The sequence below is a fragment of the Microvirga roseola genome (genome assembly GCF_020866965.1).
In the GTDB taxonomy this organism is placed as follows: Bacteria; Pseudomonadota; Alphaproteobacteria; order Rhizobiales; family Beijerinckiaceae; genus Microvirga; species Microvirga roseola.
Genome location: NZ_JAJATX010000108.1, coordinates 1 through 6,030 on the forward strand (window position 1 = coordinate 1; position 6,030 = coordinate 6,030).

General features: G+C 58.6%; 4 protein-coding genes and 1 pseudogene. 1 reads left to right on the forward strand and 4 read right to left on the reverse strand.

The features are described 5' to 3' along the window. Positions 1-637: 637 nt before the first annotated feature. Complete coding sequence (locus LG661_RS23980) at positions 638-2,350, forward strand: sensor histidine kinase (RefSeq protein ID WP_230534513.1); 1,713 nt, start codon at positions 638-640, stop codon at positions 2,348-2,350. Positions 2,351-2,601: 251 nt separating this feature from the next. Here LG661_RS23980 and LG661_RS23985 read toward each other — a convergent pair whose 3' ends face one another. The 4 genes and pseudogenes from LG661_RS23985 to LG661_RS24000 form a co-directional block, all read right to left on the reverse strand. Further along, positions 2,602-2,808, reverse strand: coding sequence for a hypothetical protein (locus tag LG661_RS23985; protein WP_230534515.1), 207 nt, complete (start codon positions 2,806-2,808; stop codon positions 2,602-2,604). A gap of 381 nt (positions 2,809-3,189) precedes the next feature. Then, on the reverse strand, positions 3,190-3,333 hold the full coding sequence (locus tag LG661_RS23990) for a hypothetical protein (protein ID WP_230534516.1): 144 nt from the start codon (positions 3,331-3,333) through the stop codon (positions 3,190-3,192). Between the two features lie 267 nt (positions 3,334-3,600). Further along, positions 3,601-3,996, reverse strand: a pseudogene (locus LG661_RS25620) (GAF domain-containing protein); the annotation flags it as partial. A gap of 157 nt (positions 3,997-4,153) precedes the next feature. Then, a complete protein-coding gene (locus LG661_RS24000) occupies positions 4,154-5,845 on the reverse strand; it encodes a methyl-accepting chemotaxis protein (RefSeq protein ID WP_230534519.1) in 1,692 nt (563 codons plus the stop codon). Positions 5,846-6,030: the final 185 nt, after the last annotated feature.

The window sequence follows — 6,030 nt, forward strand, 5'->3', positions numbered from 1 at the left end:
GCGCAAGCCTCACACCGGAAACGAAGGGTGCAACTGTAGTGCTAGTCGATCTGGTCGCGAGCATCCTGCCTGGTACTTGGGTCAGCCTCTGGCGGTCCCCTGCCCTTCGGGAACGTCGGACGTTCCCTGCTTGAGCGGACATTCGGCCTGCTTTCGGCAGAATGCCAGAACCGGGCTTCGTTTGCCGCTCGAGCGAGCTTAGCTTACCGGAGGTGCTTTTGTTGTCGATCATCAGCGGGCATAAAGCCTGCAAGACTTCGAGCGGGGTCCGCATCGCGGAAGGGTTTGTGAGCCGGGGTAGGTCGGGGGCGATCGCTTGGCTTCCGAAAAGCCTTAGACAATCAGAACCGATAGGGCCGGCAGGAGTAAACGAACCTGCTAGGCCCGCTCGACGCTATTCATTCCTGGCGTTGCGGTCGGTTGGAGTTTGTCCTGGATGGGCCATTATCCGCTTGTTTGAATGCTCGAGCCAGCTGGGGCAGGATCATCTCTCAGCCTGCCCCGGAACCATGGCATCGCTTGGCTGTTCCCACCGTGTGGCACATCGCTGAATGACCTTAACCCCGCCAGTCCCTGGCGTGGCCGGCTGAACCCATTCAGGTCATTTGGCGGCGTGTCAGAAAGGGAGTGGCACGCTGTGGACGTGCTCTTCAACCAAGCAACGGTTGGTCTTGCTGAGTGCGACCTGGAGGGCCGCCTTCTGCGGGTCAACGACTATTTTTGCACCATGCTCGTGCGCAGCCGCGATGAGTTGGTTGGACACCATCTCCGGGACATCGTCCATCCGGAGGACCTGCCGCGGACGGAAGCTCTCCTGGCAGGACTTCTCACTGACGACCACTACGAGGTTGAGAAGCGATACCTTCGGCCAGACTACTCAATTGTCTGGACACGCACCGCAGCGAGCCTCATCCGCGATGAAGCCGGCCGGCCCTCGACGGCACTGGCCGTATGTACCGATATATCGGCTAGCAAGCAGCATGAGCAGGTCCTACGAGAGAGTGAAGAACGTTTTCGCCTGCTGGCAAATTCAGTCCCAAGCCTTGTCTGGATCACCAATACCGATGGCGAGGTGACCTACGTCAATGAGCGTTGGAGCGAATACACGGGACGTAAGCCGCGCGAGGCCCTTGGCTATGGCTGGCTCGAGACCATTCATCCCGATGATGTAACGGAGACGCTGCGGATCTGGGCAGAGGTCCGCACCCAGACCTCGGCTTATGAGACCGAGTTCCGGTATCGTCGCCATGACGGTGTCTATCGCTGGCATATCGTTCGAGCCAACCCCTTCTGCCATCCCATCAGCCACGAGGTTACAGCATGGTTCGGCAGTTCGACCGACATCCACGAGCATAAACTGGCTGAGGCTGCCCTGCGAGAGAGCGAACAGCGACTACGGGCGACCTACAAACACGCGGCAATCGGAATTGCCGAGGTCGATGCGAATGGCCGTTTTCTGCGGGTGAACGAGCGGCTTTGCACCATCGTTGGCTACGAACGCGCCGAACTTCTTACGAAGACCCTGTCCGAGATCACTTTCCCTGAAGACCGTGCACAAGACCTGGAGATGCTGCACAGGCAGATGGCCGGCGACGTCGATGTATACGCGCTGGAGAAGCGCCTCGTCCGCAAGGATGGGCATCTAGTCTGGATTGCTATTTCCGCATCAAGGGTCGATGGCCAGCAGGGCCAGCCTCTCTACGGGATCCGAGTTATTCGTGACATCTCCGCCAGGAAGCGTGCGGAAGAGAGCCGAAACCTACTCATCCACGAACTGAATCATCGAGTGAAGAACACGCTAGCCACCGTTCAATCCGTTGCACGCCAGACCTTGCGCAGTGTAAAGTCGACAGCGCAAGCAGAGGGGGATTTGGAGAACCGCCTGCTGGCGCTCGCCCGGGCGCATGACGTTCTAACTCAGGAGAACTGGGAGGGTGCCCACCTGAGTGAGATCGTGACTCAGGCGATTTCGCCTTATGCGAACCGTGGCGAGATTCGGTTTCAGGTCAAGGGTGCAGATGTCCGCCTGACGCCACAGCAAGCGCTGGCTATAGCAATGGCGTTTCAGGAGCTTGCGACCAATGCGGCCAAGTATGGTTCTCTATCCAATGACACAGGTACAGTCCTGATCGAGTGGCTTACGATGCATAAGGCGGACAGCCTACACCTCCATCTTACCTGGACTGAGAGGGGCGGCCCGCCTGTGGAGCCGCCGCAGCGCCGAGGCTTTGGCACCCGTCTTCTCGAGCGCGGCCTTGCCCGCGAACTCGAGGCTGAGATAAAGATAAAGTTCCTGCCGGGAGGAGTCGTTTTCACGGCAGATATTCCGAACATCAAAGCCTTCATTTAAGCTGAGTGGGTAGATCATTCCTCAGGGCAGCGGAGGCGGGTCGCTGTTGCTCCCTTCCTCGGGGACGACCCCGCAGCAGGCCGAAGCCCCAGCAGCAAACGACGGCGGGCCATCCGGCTCCATCGCCGCGTACGCCGCCCGTAGACCCGCGGGAGATGTCGCAGGCAGAGTAAGGAAGACGCACGTACGTTCTCCGCCTCATCCACCGATTCTACAGGACAACGAGCGGACGAAAGCTTGAACCTTCAGAATTAGGTTCTACTGCATCGGTCCTGCTTGATCCTCTCGGCCATGCCCAGGGACATGGGGCCAAGGCCTTCGGGATCATGATCGTCCTGCGACGCCTTGTGGCTCATGTTCACAAGCGGATCGAGGGAAGGTTCGAGCATTGGCTCATCTGGGGCGTGACTTATCTCCTTGGCCGGGATGTTGGCCTTTTCGGCCTTGTCCTGGGACATATCATCTCTCCTCGTCGTCCGGCCAACGCAGCCTCCAAGGCATCGTTCCGGCAGCCCTGTGGCGTCGATTGCGGTCGCGCTGAACTGATCGGGTCTTCGACCGTGCCCGTCGAGGACTTCTCTGCATGATTGCTGGTGCATACTCTCGGAAAAGCTACATGCGTCAAAGGTTGGCTTCGGATAGAACGACAGTGCCAACAAGGGAACCAAGAGCGAGGGCACGCGAAGAGGCGGAGGCTTTGAGCTGCGCGTTCATAGGAGCGGCTCCGCTAGTGAACACGATATCAAGTTAATCGTATTCACAAGGCATCAATCTAGACCGGGTTGAAGTCTACCGCAGGTCCGTGTTTGTAGGTGAGGCAAGCTGGCTGATGGTTTAGTTCAACGGGGCCTCACGCCCGGCTTGACGCCCGGCGCGAAGACGAACGCCACCCCTGCCTTCTCAAGCGCCAGCTGGATTGCCTTCGCACTCTCGCTCGTCACGCCCAAGCTGTCGTTCCGGGCCTCATGTCGCTTAACTGTCATCGGAGCCACTCCCGCCGCCTCAGCGAGTTCCCGGACCGACCAGTTGACCAGACCACGCGCTGCGCGAACCTGGGGACCTGTCAGAGAAGGCTCGAGCTGGAAGTTTAGTGTGGCATCCGCTGAGCATCGACGACCTACGGTCGACCCAATGATGGGTGATGTCATGCCGACCTGCTCCAGATGATGTAGCCACAGTTCATCCACAGCGACCCTGGCGAGACCGCCCAGCAGGCTCATCTGCTGCGGCGTAAAGTCCCTGGGAACGTGGTCGACCAGACAAAGCGATCCGATCCGGATGCCTGGTTCAGTAACCAAGGGAGAGCCTGCATAGAACCGCAATGGAGGGTCTGCCGTCACGTACGGATGAGCCGCGAAACGCCTATCTGCGGCGGCATCATTAACGACAAAGCACTCGTCATGCATGATGGTATAGTTGCAGAAGGAAAGCGAACGGGGAGCCTCCGACAAGCCCGGCTTGGGCCCATACTTGATCCAAGCATGATCCTCCTCGAGGAAGACCATCAGCACAACCGGGATCTGGAAAAGATCCTCCGCGACAGAACAGATCCTGTCCAAGCCGGACGGAAGCCGGCCATCGAGAATATTGAGACGGCGGAGGGTTTCTAGACGCTCCCCTTCATTGGGAGGTATTGGATACTGCATCGGGAATCACAAGTCGCCCTGTTGGTTTGTGCCATATCAACGGCCTTCAAACGCTTGCTGATCTCGCTAAGAAACTCAAGCAAAGATCTTACCGGAGCTGAACCCTGCCCGAGAATCATACCGCGTAGTATAACCCAAATTGAGGCCCCCGAGTGATTTAGGCAGCTCTAACACTCAGAATGAAGTCTCCGACCTCCCGACTCAAGCTGCTTGAGTGTCGCGAAAGCTCTCGGGCTGCGCTGAGCACCTGAGAGGCGGCGGAGCCTGTCTCTCCGGCCCCGCGCCGGACGTCACCAATATTTCCGGTCACTTGATCAGTGCCCCGCGCCGCCTCTTGCACGTTGCGGGCGATCTCCGCCGTTGCAACACCCTGTTCTTCCATGGCGGCAGCGATGGCGATTGAGATCTGAGACATTTCATTGATCGTTCGGGCAATCCCCTGGATAGCTCCCACGGCCTCGCCGGTAGCCTGCTGGACCGAGGCGATCTGGGTCGAAATTTCTTCTGTTGCCTTTGCAGTCTGAGTGGCTAGCTCCTTTACCTCGGAGGCAACGACTGCGAAACCCTTACCGGCCTCTCCGGCCCGTGCCGCCTCTATCGTCGCGTTAAGCGCAAGAAGATTCGTTTGGCCCGCAATGCTGCTGATGATTTGAACCACTTCGCCGATGCGCTCCGCCGTTGCCGAAAGCTGTTGCACCGTCGTATCAGTACGGCGCGCGTCCACTACAGCACGCTCTGCTACCTGGGACGACTGGTTCACTTGACTAGTAATCTCACGGATGGTGATGGAGAGCTCTTCCGTCGCAGCAGCAACTGTTTGCACATTCGCGGACGTTTGCTCCGCCGCAGAGGCCACGCTCACCGACTGCCGATTGGTTTGATCAGCAATCGTCGACATTGATTGGGCCGTTGCCTCCATTTCCGCGGCGGATGCGGCCAGACCTTGCGAAAGGGTCGTGACATTCGCCTCAAAGTTCTTTGTCAGTTTATCAAGCAGCTCAGCCCGGCGCATCTTGATTGCATCTTCCTGAGACTGGATTGCGGCTAGGCGCTCGGCTTCTATGCCGTTTTGCTTGAAGACCTCGACCGCCTTCGCCATTGCTCCGATCTCGTCGGCGCGGTCACCTGAAGGAACCTCAACGTTCCACTCCCGATGGGACAGCCGAGTCATTACCTCAGTCATGGCTCGGATCGGGCGGGAGACTGTGCGATTGAGCATCCAGACCATCGCCAGACCGATGCCGAGCGAGGCAGTCAAGGCAAGTCCCATCAGCCAGAGGGCATTCGCATGCTCTTGCTGCGCATTACTCATGCGAATGCGCGCGCGTTCGACCGCATAGTCCATGAGCCCGTTTGCACCTTCCCGTGCCTCCCGGAAGACTGCTACCGCCTCGCCGCGGGCTATGTCCTCGGCCTTGCGCCGATCACCAGCATCTAGAGCACCCATCACGTTCTCCTCGACAAGTCGAAGATAGCTCATCGAGCCTTCCTCGAGTGCGGCAAGAAGCTGTGCCTCCTTTTCCGAGAGACGAGTTGCACGTATCTCGGCATAGCGCGACATGATCCGCTTGTCCTGCTCGAGTACTGCGGACTTAATTTGCTCGCGCGTCGCCGGCCGTTCGGCCAAGACATACTCGAGCGAGTCTCCCCGGATTCTGTAAAGGGACGACTTGATGTCATCGACAGTTTCGATGAGCTTGAGCTCCTGCTCGTACATGTCCTTCAAGCGGCGGTTGCCCTCCTCTAGGCCGGACCAACTCACAGCACCTACGGTGAGCGCTGTTGCGATCAGGGCGGCCGATCCTGCGAAAACGCGATGGGCAATGCGCTTAGTACGAAATCCAATCATGAAAGCTGTCCCTGAGGGTCTGAGTACCAGCCGCCAAATGCTGTCAGTAAGGTGGCTGGTCCAATTTAGCCCTCAATCGGTTAAGGCTTTATGATCCTGAGTGACTTGCACTCCCGGAGCGGCTGGCGCCTAGTAGGTGCCGAACCTCCATGTGAAGCTACCCTTTACCGCGTGCTCCTGCGCCC